Origin of the sequence: Micromonospora sp. NBS 11-29 (assembly GCF_002140155.1) — a bacterium.
Taxonomy (GTDB): domain Bacteria; phylum Actinomycetota; class Actinomycetes; order Mycobacteriales; family Micromonosporaceae; genus Micromonospora.
This window is the reverse complement of the sequence record NZ_NAPR01000003.1, coordinates 364,643-377,642: the sequence shown is the minus strand read 5'-3', so window position 1 is coordinate 377,642 and position 13,000 is coordinate 364,643. Positions and strand designations below refer to the sequence as shown.

The window sequence follows — 13,000 nt, the reverse complement described above, 5'->3', positions numbered from 1 at the left end:
TCCGGCGCGACCCGGGCGGTGAACCCGGTCAGCACGCCGTCGCGCAGCAGCCGCTCCACCCGGGCGTACGCGTTGGTCCGCGAGACGTGCACCCGCTCGGCCAGCGTCCGGATGGAGAGCCGGGCGTCGGCGACCAGCTCACCCAGGATCCGCCGGTCGACCTCGTCGAGCGGCCCGACCGAACGTCCCGTTCCGCCCGCCCCGCCCGGTGTGGTGCCGGTCTCCTGGCTCACCTCGCCCGCCTCCCCATGCCATTCGTCTCGCCTTCATCCCGGATGTTGAGTCAATCATCCAACAGCAGGACCATAGGCCCACCACACGTCCAGGAGGTCCCCGCCGTGACGACCACACCCCAGGCGGTCCGCAGGGCATCCCCGCGCACCCGCCGGAAGGCCACCCCGGCCGTCCCCGACCCGTCGGCCGGCCTGCTGCCACAGCCCGAGCCGGTCCGGCTGCTCGACCCGGACGGCACCCCGCTGCCGCCCCGCGACGACTACCCCGAGCCGCCGGTCGAGACGCTGCGGGAGATGTACCGGCGGATGGTCGTCGGCCGCCGCTTCGACGTGCAGGCCACCGCGCTGACCAAGCAGGGTCGCCTGGCCGTCTACCCGTCCGCCCGCGGCCAGGAGGCCTGCCAAATCGGCGGCGTGCTTGCGCTGCGCGACACCGACTGGGTCTTCCCCACCTACCGGGAGTCCATGGCGCTGACCGCGCGGGGCCTCGACCCGGTCGAGGTGCTCACCCTGCTGCGCGGTGACTGGCACTGCGGGTACGACCCGGCCGCCACGCACACCGCCCCGCAGTGCACGCCGCTGGCCACCCAGTGCGTGCACGCCGCCGGCCTGGCCTACGGCGAGTCGTACCAGGGCCGCGACACCGTGGCGCTCACGTTCATCGGCGACGGCGCCACCAGCGAGGGCGACTTCCACGAGGGGATCAACTTCGCCGCCGTGTTCAAAGCGCCGGTCGTGTTCCTGGTGCAGAACAACAAGTACGCGATCAGCGTGCCGCTGTCCCGGCAGACCGCCGCGCCGAGCCTGGCCTACAAGGGTGTCGGCTACGGCGTACCCAGCGAGCAGGTCGACGGCAACGACCCGGTGGCCGTGCTGGCGGTGCTCGACCGCGCGGTGGCCCACGCCCGCGCCGGGAAGGGCCCGTACCTGATCGAGGCGCACACCTACCGGATGGAACCCCACACCAACGCCGACGACCAGACCCGCTACCGCGACGCCGACGAGGTCGAGGCGTGGCGTGACCGCGACCCGATCGCCCGCCTGGAGGCGTACCTGCGCGCCAGGGGCGTGCTGGACGACGCCGCCGTCGCCGCGGTCGCGGAGGAGGCCGAGGAGTACGCCGCCGCGCTGCGCCGGCGGATGGACTCCCAGCCCACCGTCGACCCGCTGAGCCTGTTCGACCACGTCTACGCCGAACCGACGCCGCAACTCCTCGAACAGCGGGAGCTGGTCCGCGCCGAGCTGGCCGCCGAGCGCGACGCGGAGGGGGACGCCTGATGGCCGCCACGACCATGGCGAAGGCGCTCAACGCCGCGCTCGCCGACGCGATGCTCGACGACGAGCGGGTGGTCGTCTTCGGTGAGGACGTCGGCCAGCTCGGCGGCGTCTTCCGGATCACCGACGGGTTGCAGGCCCGCTTCGGCGACAAGCGCTGCTTCGACACCCCGCTCGCCGAGGCCGGCATCGTCGGCTTCGCGGTCGGGATGGCCATGTCCGGGCTGCGGCCGGTGGTGGAGTTGCAGTTCGACGCGTTCGCGTACCCGGCGTTCGAGCAGATCGCCTCGCACGTGGCGAAGCTGCGCAACCGCACCCGGGGCGCACTGAGCGTGCCGATCGTCATCCGGGTGCCCTACGCGGGTGGCATCGGCGGCGTGGAGCACCACTGCGACTCGTCCGAGGCCTACTACGCGCACACCCCCGGCTTGAAGGTGGTCACCCCGGCCACCGTCGACGACGCGTACTCGCTGTTGCGCGCCGCGATCGACGACCCGGACCCGGTGGTGTTCCTGGAGCCCAAGAAGCTCTACTTCGGCAGCGCCGAGGCGGAGCTGCCGGCGCGCACCGCGCCGATCGGCACCGCCGTGGTACGTCGCCCCGGCACCGACGCCACGCTGGTCGCGTACGGGCCGGCGGTGCCGGTCGCGCTGGCGGCCGCGGAGGCGGCCCGCGAGGAGGGCTGGGACCTGGAGGTGGTCGACGTGCGCAGCATCGTGCCGTTCGACGACGCCACCGTCACCGCCTCGGTACGCCGCACCGGCCGGTGCGTGGTGATCCAGGAGGCGCAGGGCTTCGCCGGCGTCGGCGCGGAGATCGCCGCCCGGGTGCAGGAACGCTGCTTCCACGCGCTGCACGCGCCGGTGCTGCGGGTCTCCGGGCTGGACATCCCGTACCCGGCGCCGATGCTGGAGCACACCCACCTGCCCTCGGTGGACCGGGTTCTGGACACTGTGGCCCGGTTGCAGTGGGACGACCAGCCCGACGCCAAGTGGGTGACGGCCGCATGAGCACGCGCGACTTCCTCCTGCCCGACCTGGGCGAGGGGCTGAGCGAGGCGGAGATCGTCGAGTGGCGGGTCGCGGTCGGCGACGTGGTCACCGTGGACCAGACCGTGGTCGAGGTGGAGACCGCCAAGGCCGTGGTCGACGTGCCCTGCCCGTACCCCGGCCGGGTGGTCGCCCTGCACGGCGCGGCGGGTGAGGCCCGCCCAGTGGGCCAGCCGCTGATCACCATCGCCCCGCTCGACGGCGGCGACGGCCCGGACCCGCACGCCACCTACCGCGAGGAGGAGCGGGCCGGCTCCGGCAACGTCCTGATCGGGTACGGCACCGGGCACGGCGTCCCGGGTCGGCGGCGCCGGCGCCCCCGCCTGTCGTCCGCCCCGGGGTCCGCGGTCCCGGGGTCCGCCGTCCCGGGGTCCGCCGCCCCGGAGTCCGTCGCCCCGGCACGGCCGGGTCCGCCCGCCGTGGTGGCGTCCGGTCCGTCGACGGCCGCTCAGCCGGCGACGTCCGGTTCGCCGGTGGTGCCCGGTCCGTCGGGCACGTCTGGCCCGTCAACGACGTCCGACCGGTCGGCTGTCGTCGCGCCGCTGGTCATCTCGCCCATCGTCCGGCGGCTGGCGAAGGAACGCGGGGTCGACCTGGCGTCGCTGCGCGGCACCGGGCCGGGCGGCGTGATCCGACGCGCCGATGTGGAGTCGGCCACCGGCGCTCCGGCGGCCCGGCCGGCGGCGGTGCCGGACGCCCCCGCCGCGCACGTCGGGCCCGCCCCGACCGCCGACGGCGACGTGATCGTCCCGCTCACCGGCATCCGCAAGGTGATCGCCGACAAGCTCTCCCGCAGCCGGCGGGAGATCCCCGAGGTCACCATCTGGGTCGACGTGGACGCCACTCGCTTGCTGGAGACCCGGGCCGCGATCAACGCCGCCAGCCCGGACGCGCCGGTGGGTGTCCTGGCCCTGCTGGCCCGGATCTGCCTCAGCGGCCTGCGGAGGTATCCGCAGCTCAACGCGCGCGTCGACACCGAGGGTCAGCGGATCGTCCAGTCCGCCGGCGTGCACCTGGGCATCGCGGCGCAGACCGACCGCGGTCTGGTCGTGCCGGTGCTGCGCGACGCCCAGCGGCTCACCACCGGCGAACTGGCCGCCGCGCTCGCCGAGACCACGGCGGCGGCCCGGGCCGGCACGTTGCCGCCGGCCCGGCTGACCGGCGGGACGTTCACGCTCAACAACTACGGCGTGTTCGGGGTGGACGGCTCCACCCCGATCATCAACCACCCGGAGGCCGCGCTGCTCGGCGTCGGCCGGATCGTCGACAAGCCGTGGGTGGTGGACGGGCAACTCGCCGTCCGGAAGGTGACTCAACTCAGCCTCACCTTCGACCACCGGGTCTGCGACGGCGGGGTGGCGGGTGGCTTCCTGCGCCACGTCGCCGACTGCGTCGAGCAGCCCGCCCTGCTGGTCGCGAACGTCTGATCCGGCGCCGCCCCGCATCCAGCGGACCCGATCGCGCGGAGATCTTGGTACGGGACGGCCCCGATGGGGGCGCTCCGCTACCAAGATCTCCGCCGGTCCCGTCGAGTGGGACGCGCTTCCCGGCAGGCGGCGCGGGGTGGGCCGCCGGTTCGGCGAAGTGGTGGGGTCGAACCTGCCGGGAGACCGCCATTTCGGCGTGCTGGTGTCGATCATGCCGCCCGCCCGCCGCCCGCCGAATGGGGCGGAAGCACTGCGGTGCGAACCCGGACGATCAGGGCGGGGCATTACCGATCCGGCCGTCGACGGCCCAATTTCCCGCAGCCTTTTCCGAGCAATTCCGCCGAAGGTGCCACGCGATGACGGTGGGCCTACAGAATGTGGGCGAGGGGATGCGGAAATGGGGGGCGACAGATGTTTGTGAGGCGGCGACTGACGCTTTTCGCGATGACCGTCGCGGTCGGGCCGTTGGCGCTCGGCGCGTGCACCGCAGGCCCGCAGTCGGCGGCGAGGCGGGCCGAGGCGGCACCACCGTCGGTCACGGTGACACCGGCTGACCGGGCCCGGGACGTGCCGATCAGCGCGGAGGTGGGTACGAAGGTCAGCAACGGCCGGGTGACCGGGGTGAAGCTGACCGACGACAAGGGTCGTCCGGTGCCGGCCCAGGCGCGTGAGGACGGATCCGGCTGGGTGCCGGACCGCCCGTTGGCGAATTCCCGGACATACACGGCCGAGGTCACCGCGACCGGCGATGCCGGTAGGACCACGACGCAGAAGACGACGTTCACGACGATGCCCAAATCCACCAAACCGGCCGTCACCAGTGAATTGTATTTCCAGGACAAACAGACGTACGGGACGGCCATGCCGGTGGTGCTCGGATTCGACCCGCCGATTCCGGAGCGGGCGCGGGCGGAGGTGCAGCGGCGGTTGTTCGTGAAGACCGACCCGCCGCAGCCGGGCACCTGGTCGTGGGTGGCCGACGGCAAGCAGGCCGAGTACCGGGCCCCCGACCACTGGCAACCCGGCACGAGGATCAGCGTGCGCAGCGCGCTGGAGGGGCTGCCCATCGGCAAGGAGGCGGTCGGCGACGCCGACCGGGTGGCGGCCGCGCAGGTGGGCCGGCAGGTGTCGCTCGACATCGACAACACCACCAAGCAGATGACGGTCTACCGCGACGGCAAGGTGCTCCGCAAGCTCCCGGTCAGCCTGGGCAAGCCGAGCACGCCGAGTTCCAGCGGCACCATGGTGATCATGGAGAAGCACGAGCACACCACGTTCGACACCCGGGGCGAGCCGGACGGCGGCTACGTGGTGGACGTGGACGACGCCCAGCGGCTGACCTGGGGCGGCGAGTTCATCCACTCGGCGCCCTGGTCGGAGGGGGAACAGGGCTACAACAACACCTCGCACGGCTGCACCAACGTCTCGGCCGCCGGCGCGGACTGGCTGATGGGTGTCACCCAGGTCGGCGACCTGGTGACTGTCAAGGGCACCGAGGTGAAGCTCCAGCCGGGCAACGGCTTCACCGCGTGGAACGTCAGCTGGGACGAGTTCGCCAAGGGCAGCGCGCTGCCCGTACCGGCGGGGTTGAAGCCCACCCGGAGCCCGACGCCGCACCCGGGCGCGGTGGCCGGCGGTTCGTCGCCCGTCCCCACCCCGACCAGGAGCAACAGCNNNNCGGGGGCCGGCCCGCGTCCGCGCGGGCCGGCCCCGCGCCGGTCTCAGTCCAGGTCGACGCGGGCCACGCCGGTCGCGGTCAGGCTGCCCAGCCAGAGCTGCCGGCCGTGCTGCCGCACGCCGGTGACCATCGGGTACGCCCCGCTGGGGCCGTGCAGCGTCCGCAGCACCCGCCCCGCGTCGTCGACCAGCGCGGCCAGCCCGTAGCGGCGCGGCTGCGGCTGCACCGCCCCCGGCAGCAGCGCGACGAGCCGGCGCACCCGGGGATGGGGCAGCAGCCGCTCCATGATCGGCAGGCGGGGGCTGGGCAGCGCGATCCAGTACGTCCCGTCGCCGACCGGGGAGAGATTGTCCGGGTACGCCGGCAGGTCGGTCAGCACGGTGGCCCGGCCGTCCGCCAGGGTCACCCGGAGCAGCCGGTGGGTGGCGGTCTCGACCAGCATCAACGCCGACTCGTCCGGAGTGAGGGCCAGGCCGTTGGGGAAGTGGAACCCGTCCGCGACCACGTCGGTGTGCCCGGTCCGCCGGTCGTACGCCAGCACCCGGCCGTTGGGTCGGTGCTCCAGCAGGTCACGCTTCCAGTGCGAGAGCGGGAACCGGTCGGACGAGTCGGTGAAGAACACCGTGCCGTCCCGGGCGACCGCGGCGTTGTTGGCCAGGTGCACCGGCGGCGCGGTGCCGGTCAGCTCGTGCACCGCCCCGGCCGGGTCGATGCGCAGCAGCCCCCGGTAGGCGTCGCAGACCAGCAGGCCGCCGTCGACCGGGTCCAGTTCGATGCCGAGCGGCCGGCCGCCGGTGTCGGCGAGCAACGTGGGCCGGGTGCCGGCCGGGGCGTGCACCGGCCACCACCACAGCCGCCCGTCCTCGTCGCCGCTGACCACCCGGCCCGCGACGTCGACCACCACGTCCTCCGGCCCGTGCCCACCCTCGGGCAGCGGCAGCAGGTCGGCCCGGTCGAGCCGGGTGTCGGTGGGGGCCCAGGGCCCGGCCAGCGGCGGCGGCACCGTCGCCGGCTCACGGACCGGCCGGATCAGCAGGGGCGCACGCGGACGGGGAACGGCCACCGGCTCATTCTCGCCCGGCCGGGCCCGAGGGGCGAGCCCGTGCCGGCGTGTCTCCGTGTCGGGAACCCGCGGGCAGGCCGGCGGCCAGGCGCGGGCAGGCCGGTGAGCAGGTGCGGGATGACCCTGAGCCGGCTCGGGGTCGGCACCCGGGTGCTACCCGGAACCCCCGCGCGGACCGGCCGGAACTGTCGGTGGGCGGGGGTAGGTTTGCGGTATGGCTGACAGCGGCGACCGCTTCCACGTGGCAATGGACGTGCACGATCGCGTGGTCGAGCTGCGTCCGGTCGGTGAGATCGACATCGCCACCGTGGCGGCGTTCCGGGCCGCGCTCTGGGCGGCGCCGGCGCGGCCGGTGATGCGCGTCGACCTGTCCGGCGTGCGGCTGCTCTCCGCCGCCGGGGTGCGGGCGCTGGTCGCCGCTCACCTGCGGGCCCGGGCCCGGGGCGGCGAGCTGGTGCTGGTCGACCCCGACCCGGTGGTCGCCCGGGTGCTGCGGGTGACCGGCCTGCACCGGGTCCTGCCGGTTCGCGAGTCGGGCCGCGGGCCCGGTGGCGCACCGTTGCCGCTCGACGACACCGACACCGATGTCGGGCACCGGGCGCGGGAGCTGCTGACCTGCGCCGCGGCCTGACCGCGCGCACCGGGCCGCCGGCGTGCGCCGACGGCCCGGTGTCGACGAGCTCAGCGCACGCCGAGCAGGTCCACCACGAAGACCAGGGTCTCGTTCGGCTTGATGACGCCGCCGGCGCCCCGGGCGCCGTAGCCCAGGTGCGGCGGGATGGTCAGCCGACGCCGGCCACCGACCTTCATGCCGATCACGCCCTGGTCCCAGCCGGCGATGACCTGGCCGCCGCCGAGCGGGAACTCGAACGTCTCACCCCGGTTCCACGAGGCGTCGAACTCGCGGCCGGTCGAGTGGGCCACGCCCACGTAGTGCACGCTGGCCAACTGGCCGGCGCGGGCCTCCGGGCCGTCGCCGACCGTGAGGTCCTCGACGACGAGATCGGCGGGCGGCGCGCCGTCGATCGGGCCAACCTCGGGCTTCTCCATGAGCGGCTCTCCTCGGTACTGACGGTGTGGTCGTGGTCGATCCTGCCCGATCACCACCGGCCGATACACGCCGGTCCCCGCACCGGTGCCGGCGTCCGTCACACGACNGGCCGCCGCCTGTCGGCGACGCCCGCCCCGGGGCCGGCCTGCTCTCACTTCAGCCAGGGGAGGCGCTGGACGAGGGGGAGCTTCGCCCAGGCCCGGCCGAGGCCGAGGGTGTTGCCGGCGCCGACCAGGGCCAGGCCGGCGAGCAGGCCCGCGTAGACGAGGTGGTCGTCCATCACGGGGTTGTTCTCCGGGGGCAGCACGGCCGTCCACATCAGGACCAGGAGCAGTCCACCGGTGACGGCGGCGATGCGGATGCCGATGCCGAGCATCAGCGCCACCCCGATGCCGAGCAGGCCGAGCATGAACAGCCAGTCGGCCCAGGCCGCCCCGGCGATGTCGTGGTAGATGCCCTCGAACGGGCCGGCCACGCCGAAGCCCAGGAAGCCCTTGGTCGGGCTGCCGCCGTTGATCCAGGCGTTCTTGGCCGGGGTCTCGTGTCCCAGGCCGAACGCCTTGTCGAGGAAGGCNCCTTCCGACGGGTGGTCTCGGCCGCCGGAGCGATGGTGGCGGCGGGGGTCCGCTCGGTTGTCGCGGTCATGGTCTCCACGTCCCTTCCTGTGCCTCGCACCGCGCTTCGGAGGTGGCATCCCCATTCCACCGCCGGGGGACGGCCGGCAGCAGGGCCGATCGGTGCCCTCGTGACCGGGTCCTAGGTCCCGTCCCGGTCCGCCGGCCCTGCCCGGCCGCGCCGACGGCCGGCGTCCGCCGCGACCGTGGGCGCTCAGACCGGGGTGGCGAGCTGGGCGGAGAGCAGCGCCGGCGCCTCGGCCAGCGAGGGGCCGTACCAGGTGAGGTGCCGGCCGGAGACCAGCACCGAGGGCACCCCCGGGAAGGCTTCCGGCCCGTCGTCGGCGGTGAACCGGTACGGCTCGTCGGGCAGCACCACCAGCTCCGGCTCCCGGGCGCGCAGCTCCTCCAGCGCCGGGCGGGGATAACGCTGCGCGTCGCCGGACCAGCCGTTGACCACGCCGAGCCGGCGCAGCACGTCTCCGGCGAACGTGTCCCGGCCCAGCACCACCCAGGGGCGCCGCCAGACCGGCACCACCGCGGTGCGGACGCGCTCCGGCGCGGGCGGCGCGGCCCAGGCCCGCCGGGCCGCCCGCAGCCACGGCGGCTCGGCCGGCGCCCCCAGCGCGGCGACCAGCTCGCCGAGCTGGTCCAGGGCCTGCGGCACTGTACGCGGAAAGGTGACCCGGCACGGCACCCCGGCCGCGCGCAGCGCCTCCGCGTCGGCGAGCCGGTTCTCCTCCTCGTTGAGCAGCACCAGGTCGGGCGCCAGGGCGAGGATCCGGTCCAGATCGGGATATTTGGTCCCGCCGACCCGGGCGACGTCGAGCCCGGCCGGGTGCACGCACCAGTCGGTCGCGCCGACCAGCACCTCCGGCCGGGTCGCCGCGACCGCCTCGGTCAGCGACGGCACCAGCGACACCACCCGCACGCCGTCCTCCCCCCGTACCGTCTGATCCGCCCGCGAAACCGGTCAGGGCGTCGGAACCACGGCGGGCTCCGGCGGCAGCCCCGCCACGGGCACGCCCTTGCGCACCGCCCACTGGACGGCGGCCCGCAGGTCCGCGGTGGGCAACGGCCGCCGGGCGGTCACCGCGACGGCCGCGTGCACGGTGTACGCGACGAACGGGTACGACCGGGCCAGCTTGCTGATCGCCTCGTGCAGGCGGCCCACCACGGCCAGCGCCTCCGTCTCCCCGAGCGCCGGCAGCACGAGCTGGAACTCGTTGTCGGCGACGCGGACCGCCCGGTCGACCGGGCGCAACACGCCGGTGACCGCGGCGAGCACGGCCTGACCCTCGCGGGCGGCGCTGCGCCGACCGAAGCGTTCCGGCGAGCCGGCCGGTTCGTCCACCCGCAGGCCGACCAGCGCCACCGGCAGGGTGCCGGAGGCGGTCACCCCGTCCACCCCCGCCCACCGGCGCAGGCCCGGCTCGTCGAGTATCCCGTCGCTCGACTCGACCGGTCGGGCGCTCCGGTCGCCGCGCCGGGCCAGCAACCGCAGCGCCGCCTCGGCCCGGGGTTCGCCCGGCCCGGCCGGGATGTCCCGTACCCGGGCCACCGCCTCGTCCAGCGCCGCCCGGGCCGGTCCGGGCAGCCGCTCGGCGAGCTGTTTCCGCAGCCGGCTCACCTCGTGCAGCGCCTCGTCCCGGCGGAACCCCCAGCGGCCGGTGAAGAGCCGGCCTCCCTCCAGCGTCGGGGCCGGCGCGACCTCGCCCTGGTCGTACGCCACCAGGGCGGCGCCGAAGCGGGGGGTCAACGCCACCACGCTCCACTCCCGGGCCAGCTCCTCCGCCTCGTCCAGCATCACCGGGTACACCCGGTCGGGCAGGTCGGCGGGTGGGCCGCCGACCATGCCGACCACGGTGGCGGAAGCCCGACCGGCGATCTGCCGGTAGACCTCGCGCTCCCGGGCGAAGTAGGGCAGCCGCTGGAAGAGCGCGAACACGACCAGGGGGCCGTCCTCGGCCTCGGCGAGCGCGGCCCGTTCGATCGCGTGGGAGACGGCGACGAGACTGCGTTTGGTGAACCGCTCGGGGGTCCGTCCGCTGTGCACGCGCAGAGCCTAGAGGGCCGCACCCGGCGACGCGCCGACCGGCTCCGCGGCTTCCGGTCCACCGCGCCGTCCTACACTCGGGCGTCGACCGAGCGACGGACGGATTGTGGCGAGATGACGAGCACCGGCAGCGTGGCCACCTCCTGGTTGCGGCCGATCGCACCCGGTGCCGCGCCTCGCCTCGCCCGCGTCGGTCGACTCGGATACGCCGACCGGCGCCTCGGCGAGCTGGTGCAGGGCCGTCCGCCCGGGGTCACCGGCAGTCAGTGGAGCACCGCCGGCCGAGCGGTGCTCGACCTGGTGGTCTGCGCCGCCGACACCGGCCTGCCCGAGTTCGCCGCACGATTCGCCGCGCCGACGCCCGACGGCTCGCCGGCCCGCCGGACGGAACGGCTGACCGACGCGGTCTGCGCCGCCGTGGGCCTGCCGCTGCTGCGGGTCGAGTCGCCGACACTCCGTGGCGGCGAGGCGGTCCGCCGGTTCGTCGAGTACGTCGTCGACGCCCGTGCCTACGCGGCCGGCACCGACCCGGAGGCCGGGGACACGGTCGGCTTCCGCGACATCGTGGGCCGGTTGCCGGACGGGCGGCGCGGACCGGTCAACGACCTCGGCGCGCTGGCCCGGGCCGACGCGGTCGAGGCGTACGTGGCGGGCCGGCTGGCCGACCCGATCGTGCGGGGCCTGCATGTGCGGTGGACGGGCGGCCCGGCGGAGGGCTGGGGCTGGGTCGAGGTGCGGCCCGGTCGCTGCCTGCTGGAGCGGGTGCGGCTGACGTCGCGGGGCCTGTCCTGCGGCGTCGATCCGGGTCGGCTCGTCGAGGATCTGGCCGCGATGGCGCTGGGGGAGCGGCTGCGTGACCTCGACACCGCCGGGGCGTACCTGGTGGACCGGGACGACGTCCGCGAGCAGGTGCGCGACCTCGCCACCCGCCGGGAGTCCTTCGACGGCGGCTTCGCCTTCGCGCACCTCTGCGTCGACTGAACCGGTCCCGTTCACGCCCGGATTTTTTTCCGATCTCCGGTTGAACCTTCGCCGACGGCGCTCCGTACCTAAGCGGGAATGGATGTAGATGTTCCCCGCCGCGCCCGGACGGCGCGGAGACGGTGCGGAAAGGGCATCGTCGACCACCGACGCGCGACCCGAGCGTCGCAGTGATCTCACCCCGAATTCATCGGTCCGCCGGGATCACCAGTCAACTACCGGATCGAGAAGGAGAGCAATTCGATGCGCAGGTCCACACGGGCGCGCCGGTCATCCGGTAACGCGCGGAGCAAGCGGGTACTGGCCGTGGTCGGCACGCTCGCCGTCTTCGGCGGTATCGTCGCCGTCACGCAGATCTCGTCCGCTCAGGACCAGCGGCGGACCACCCGTGTCGCCTCGGCGTCGTGCGTGCCGTCGAGCCCGGGCGCGACCGCTCCGGACAGCCAGGGCAGCACCACCCGGACCTGGCAGAACGGCCGCTGGGTCCGCAACCACTGGGGTGACGGCCAGATGTCGGCCGCCGAGTGCCAGCAGACCCGGGCCGGTGGCGCCGGCGCCGGCAAACCGACCGTGACCTGCCCGGACGTCAAGGGCAAGCTGCCGCAGGTGCCCGGCCGGGCGCGGGCCGAGGTGGACCGCAACCTGGCCCTGCTGGAGAGCCAGATCGCCGAGGCGAACCGGCGGCTCGCGGCGGACGGCCGCAACGGCGGGGACTTCATCAACAACGCCATCCTCCGTCCCCTGGCGGACAAGCGGACCGCGACGATCAACCGGATCGCCACCGCCATCGGCCGGGGCGGACAGCGTCCGCAGGGCCTGGAGAAGCTGGCCCCGTGTGCCCTCGCCGACAATGCGCAGAACGGTGGTCAGAACGGCGGCCAGACCGGCGGCAACAACGGTGGTCAGAACGGCGGTCAGACCGGCGGCAACAACAACGGCGGTCAGACCGGCGGGAACAACGGCGGTCAGAACGGCGGCGGCCAGAACAACGGTGGCAACAACGGGCTGAACGTGCTGGCCAAGGACTGCACGGACAGCCGGCTCCAGGCGCACGACGGTTTCCAGAACGGCAACCGGTGCGTGAGCACCGCTTTCGGTGAGGTCGGCGCCGCGGCGAACAACCCGTCGCTGCTGATCACCCAGTTCCCGAACCAGGTGCAGCGCAACCAGCCGTTCACCCTCCGGGTGAGCACGAGGAACCTGGTGCGGGACCGCTTCCTCGCCGCCGGGCAGGGCGGTTACTACCTGGAGAGTTCGCTGCTCAACGACCAGGGTCTGGTTCGCGGCCACTTCCACACCGCGTGCCGGATGCTCGGCAGCACCCGGCAGCCCCCGAACCCGCAGGACGTGCCCGCCTTCTTCGTCGCCACCGAGGACGGTCGGGGTGGTTCCCAGCCGGACGACGTGCTGATCCAGATCCCGGGCCTGCCGGAGTCAGGTCTGGCCCAGTGCTCGGTCTGGGCCGGTGACGGCTCGCACCGCATCCCGATGATGGAGCGGGCCAACCAGACCCCCGCCATCGACGTGGTGCGCATCCAGGTCAACTGACCCACCCACAGCCCGACCCCACCGG

The 13,000-nt window shown here is 74.3% G+C and carries 11 protein-coding genes and 2 pseudogenes; 7 read left to right on the top strand and 6 right to left on the bottom strand.

Annotated elements, in window-relative coordinates:
* Nucleotides 1–233, bottom strand: a 233-nt coding sequence (locus tag B1205_RS30790; RefSeq protein WP_441338434.1) for an AsnC family transcriptional regulator, incomplete at its 3' end; no start/stop codon positions are given.
* A gap of 72 nt (nucleotides 234–305) precedes the next feature.
* Here B1205_RS30790 and pdhA point away from each other — a divergent pair.
* The 4 genes and pseudogenes from pdhA to B1205_RS02990 form a co-directional block, all read left to right on the top strand.
* A complete protein-coding gene (gene pdhA, locus B1205_RS03005) occupies nucleotides 306–1,511 on the top strand; it encodes a pyruvate dehydrogenase (acetyl-transferring) E1 component subunit alpha (RefSeq protein ID WP_176308411.1) in 1,206 nt (401 codons plus the stop codon).
* Nucleotides 1,511–2,518: an alpha-ketoacid dehydrogenase subunit beta gene (locus B1205_RS03000; protein WP_089154190.1), complete on the top strand. Its 1,008-nt coding sequence runs from the start codon at nucleotides 1,511–1,513 to the stop codon at nucleotides 2,516–2,518. The genes pdhA and B1205_RS03000 overlap by 1 nt, the downstream gene beginning before the upstream one ends.
* A complete protein-coding gene (locus B1205_RS02995; RefSeq protein ID WP_441338433.1) occupies nucleotides 2,500–3,984 on the top strand; it encodes a dihydrolipoamide acetyltransferase family protein in 1,485 nt (494 codons plus the stop codon). Before B1205_RS03000 ends, B1205_RS02995 begins: the two co-directional genes overlap by 19 nt.
* Nucleotides 3,985–4,395: 411 nt before the next feature.
* Nucleotides 4,396–5,682, top strand: a pseudogene (locus B1205_RS02990) (Ig-like domain-containing protein); the annotation flags it as partial.
* Nucleotides 5,683–5,705: 23 nt separating this feature from the next.
* Here the strand turns inward: B1205_RS02990 and B1205_RS02985 are convergent.
* Nucleotides 5,706–6,725, bottom strand: a complete 1,020-nt coding sequence (locus B1205_RS02985; protein ID WP_089154189.1) for an SMP-30/gluconolactonase/LRE family protein — start codon at nucleotides 6,723–6,725, stop codon at nucleotides 5,706–5,708.
* Nucleotides 6,726–6,939: 214 nt separating this feature from the next.
* Between B1205_RS02985 and B1205_RS02980 the strand changes: the two genes are divergently transcribed.
* The gene (locus B1205_RS02980; RefSeq protein ID WP_254909663.1) at nucleotides 6,940–7,356 is read left to right on the top strand and encodes an anti-sigma factor antagonist; all 417 of its coding nucleotides are present in this window, start codon (nucleotides 6,940–6,942) and stop codon (nucleotides 7,354–7,356) included.
* 50 nt (nucleotides 7,357–7,406) lie between these two features.
* On the opposite strand, the gene B1205_RS02975 is transcribed toward B1205_RS02980, so the two are convergent.
* The 4 genes and pseudogenes from B1205_RS02975 to B1205_RS02960 all read right to left on the bottom strand — a co-directional run bounded on the left by B1205_RS02975 (nucleotide 7,407) and on the right by B1205_RS02960 (nucleotide 10,446).
* Nucleotides 7,407–7,775 carry an FKBP-type peptidyl-prolyl cis-trans isomerase gene (locus B1205_RS02975; RefSeq protein WP_089154188.1) on the bottom strand — a complete coding sequence of 123 codons (369 nt, stop codon included), beginning with the start codon at nucleotides 7,773–7,775 and terminating at the stop codon, nucleotides 7,407–7,409.
* 152 nt (nucleotides 7,776–7,927) lie between these two features.
* Nucleotides 7,928–8,421, bottom strand: a pseudogene (locus B1205_RS02970) (hypothetical protein).
* Between the two features lie 183 nt (nucleotides 8,422–8,604).
* Nucleotides 8,605–9,321, bottom strand: a complete 717-nt coding sequence (locus B1205_RS02965; protein ID WP_089154187.1) for a helical backbone metal receptor — start codon at nucleotides 9,319–9,321, stop codon at nucleotides 8,605–8,607.
* 42 nt (nucleotides 9,322–9,363) lie between these two features.
* Nucleotides 9,364–10,446: a DICT sensory domain-containing protein gene (locus B1205_RS02960; RefSeq protein ID WP_089154186.1), complete on the bottom strand. Its 1,083-nt coding sequence runs from the start codon at nucleotides 10,444–10,446 to the stop codon at nucleotides 9,364–9,366.
* Between the two features lie 114 nt (nucleotides 10,447–10,560).
* On the opposite strand from B1205_RS02960, the gene B1205_RS02955 reads away from it, so the two are divergent.
* Together B1205_RS02955 and B1205_RS02950 are read left to right on the top strand one after the other, a co-directional pair.
* The gene (locus B1205_RS02955) at nucleotides 10,561–11,427 is read left to right on the top strand and encodes a hypothetical protein (RefSeq protein ID WP_089154185.1); all 867 of its coding nucleotides are present in this window, start codon (nucleotides 10,561–10,563) and stop codon (nucleotides 11,425–11,427) included.
* A gap of 243 nt (nucleotides 11,428–11,670) precedes the next feature.
* Nucleotides 11,671–12,975 carry a hypothetical protein gene (locus tag B1205_RS02950; RefSeq protein ID WP_089154184.1) on the top strand — a complete coding sequence of 435 codons (1,305 nt, stop codon included), beginning with the start codon at nucleotides 11,671–11,673 and terminating at the stop codon, nucleotides 12,973–12,975.
* The last annotated feature ends 25 nt before the right edge of the window (nucleotides 12,976–13,000 follow it).

Bases quoted from the DNA above. Each gene is read 5' to 3' on its own strand.
- B1205_RS03000 (WP_089154190.1), top strand. From the start codon at position 1,511: ATGGCCGCCACGACCATGGCGAAGGCGCTCAACGCCGCGCTCGCCGAC.
- B1205_RS02975 (WP_089154188.1), bottom strand. From the start codon at position 7,775: ATGGAGAAGCCCGAGGTTGGCCCGATCGACGGCGCGCCGCCCGCCGAT.
- B1205_RS02950 (WP_089154184.1), top strand. From the start codon at position 11,671: ATGCGCAGGTCCACACGGGCGCGCCGGTCATCCGGTAACGCGCGGAGC.
- B1205_RS02980 (WP_254909663.1), top strand. From the start codon at position 6,940: ATGGCTGACAGCGGCGACCGCTTCCACGTGGCAATGGACGTGCACGAT.
- B1205_RS02955 (WP_089154185.1), top strand. From the start codon at position 10,561: ATGACGAGCACCGGCAGCGTGGCCACCTCCTGGTTGCGGCCGATCGCA.